Genomic DNA, 2,673 nt, shown 5'->3' with positions numbered 1-2,673 from the left:
GTGCTGGGATCAGGCGATCCGGCACTTGAGGGCGCGATGCGGGGTCTGGCCGCGCGATTCCCCGGGCGGGTTGCGGTCAAGATCGGCTATGACGAGGCGTTGAGCCACCGCTTCTTCTGCGGTGCCGATGCCGTGCTGGTACCCAGCCGGTTCGAGCCGTGCGGCCTGACCCAGATGTACGGGCTGCGGTACGGCACGCTGCCGGTGGTATCGTCGGTGGGTGGGCTGGCCGATACGGTGATCGGCGCGTCACCGGCAACGCTGTCGGCTGGGGTGGCAACGGGTATCCAGTTTCATCCGGTGGACACATTGGCGCTAGGGCAGGCGCTGACGCAGCTTTTGTCGCTGTTCAAGGACGCCGACACCTGGTCGCGGTGCCAGGCCAATGCAATGCGCCATCCCGTCGGTTGGGAAACCTCGGCCAATACCTACGCGCGGCTGTACGAAAGACTGATCGCGTGACGCCGCAGACCGTGTCGCCCCCTGCGCGCCTTTCGGGCCATGCGGTCGGTACGGGTCGTCCGTGGCCGATGGGGGCGTCCTTCACCGGCGACGGGGTGAATTTCGCGGTGTTCTCGGCGCATGCTGAACTGATCGAATTGTGCCTGTTCTCCGCCGACGGGCGCAAGGAACTGGCCCGCCTGCCGATCCGTGAACGCGACGGCGACATCTGGCACATTCATGTCGGCGGTCTGACCCTGGGCACCGTTTACGGTTTTCGGGCGCATGGGCCCGATGCGCCCGAACAAGGCCACCGGTTCAACCCGCACAAGCTGTTGCTTGATCCCTACGCGCGCGCCCTTGAAGGGCGTCTGAAATGGTCGGACGCGGTGATGGGCTACAAGATCGGCAGCCCACGCGGTGATCTGTCTTTTGACACCCGCGACAGCGCCTTTGCGGTGCCAAAAGCCGTGGTCACCGACCCCTCGTTCAGTTGGGGCAACGACACAGCCCCGCGCACCCCCCGCATCGATACCGTGATCTACGAGGCGCATGTGAAGGGCCTGACCGCCCTTCACCAGGGGATCGACAAGCAGTTGCGCGGCACCTACCTCGGCCTGTGCTCCGACCCGGTGATCGAGCACCTGCAAAAGCTGGGCATCACCGTGATCGAACTGATGCCGGTGCAGGCCTTTGTCGATGATCGCTTTCTGATGGCCAAGGGCCTGCGAAACTATTGGGGCTACAACACGCTGGCGTTCTTTGCGCCGGAACCGCGCTACATGTCCAAAGGCGCGTTGTGGGAGTTTCAGACCATGGTGCGCCGCCTGCACGCGGCCGGAATCGAGGTGATCCTCGACGTGGTCTACAACCACAGCGCCGAGGGCGATGAATGGGGGCCGACACTGTCGTTTCGCGGCCTTGATAACGCCAGCTACTATCGGCTTGCGGCCGGCGGGCGGCACTATGTGAACGACGCGGGCACCGGCAACACGCTGAATCTGACGCATCCGATGGTGTTGCGCATGGTGATGGATTCGTTGCGCTACTGGGTGGAGGTCGGGCATGTCGATGGCTTCCGCTTTGACCTTGCCACCGCTCTTGGGCGTGAGGCGCATGGCTTTGATCCCAATGGCGGATTCTTCGATGTGATAAGGCAAGATCCCGTTCTAAGCCGGGTGAAACTGATAGCCGAGCCGTGGGATATCGGCCCTGGCGGCTATCAGCTGGGCGCCTACCCGCACCCGTTCCAAGAATGGAACGACAAATACCGCGATGGCGTGCGCCGGTTCTGGAAGGGCGACGCAGGAATGACCCGCGATCTTGCCTCGCGCGTTCTGGGCAGCGCCGACCGGTTCGATCATTCCGGACGCGCGGCGACCTCTTCGGTGAACTTCGTGACCTCGCATGACGGCTTTACGCTGGATGATCTGGCCAGCTTTACCATCAAGCGCAACTTCGCCAATGGCGAAGATAACCGCGACGGCCATTCGGAAAACCATTCCGACAATATGGGCGTCGAGGGGCCTACGACTGACCCGAAGGTCATGGCCGCCCGCGCTCTGCGCAAGCGCAACCTTCTGGCCACACTGATGCTGTCGCAAGGCATGCCGATGCTGCTGATGGGCGACGAGATCGGCAACAGCCAAAGCGGCAACAACAACGCCTATGCGCAGGACAACGAGGTCAGCTGGCTCGATTGGGCCAATGCCGATCAAGGGTTGCAGGCCTTCGTTGCGCGTCTGACCGCCCTGCGGCGTGAAATGCCGATGCTGCGCCAGCGCCGCTTTCTGCATGCCCGCCAACGCCCCACGGATCAGGTGCCAGAGGTGATCTGGCGCCGCGCCAACGGCACGGTGCCACAATCCGAGGAATGGCATGACCCGGCGTTCCGGTGCCTCTGCGTGGAAGTGCGGATGGCTGCCGAAGGCAGTGACGGCAACCGGGATGCGGCCTTTGTTGTGTTCAATTCCGGGCCGGAAACCGCTCTGCATCTGCCTGACATCGCGCCAGGCTGGGACCTCGTCCTTGACACCACGCGCCCCGACCTGATCACTGGCCCCGCACTCACCACTGCGCCCGCGCTAAGTGTCTTGCTGTTCCGGTCGGTTTCCGGCCAGCCCAAGGGAGGAAAGTCACCATGACCACCGTCCAGACCGCCCCGATTGCGGGACAAAAGCCCGGCACTTCGGGGTTGCGCAAGAAGACCCCGGTGTTCATGGGGCGGCACTA

Annotated in this window: 1 protein-coding gene and 1 pseudogene; both read left to right on the top strand. The window is 63.6% G+C overall.

What is annotated here, in order from left to right; translation table 11 throughout:
* Positions 1-462 (top strand): annotated as a pseudogene (locus RMO18_RS17705) (starch synthase); the annotation flags it as partial.
* Positions 459-2,585, top strand: a complete 2,127-nt coding sequence (glgX, locus tag RMO18_RS17700) for a glycogen debranching protein GlgX (protein WP_309667696.1) — start codon at positions 459-461, stop codon at positions 2,583-2,585. The pseudogene RMO18_RS17705 and the gene glgX, both read left to right, overlap by 4 nt.
* Positions 2,586-2,673 lie beyond the last annotated feature (88 nt).

Origin of the sequence: Tabrizicola sp. (genome assembly GCF_031377265.1) — a bacterium.
Lineage (GTDB): Bacteria > Pseudomonadota > Alphaproteobacteria > Rhodobacterales > Rhodobacteraceae > JAUYQR01.
This window is presented reverse-complemented; position numbering and strand designations above follow the sequence as displayed.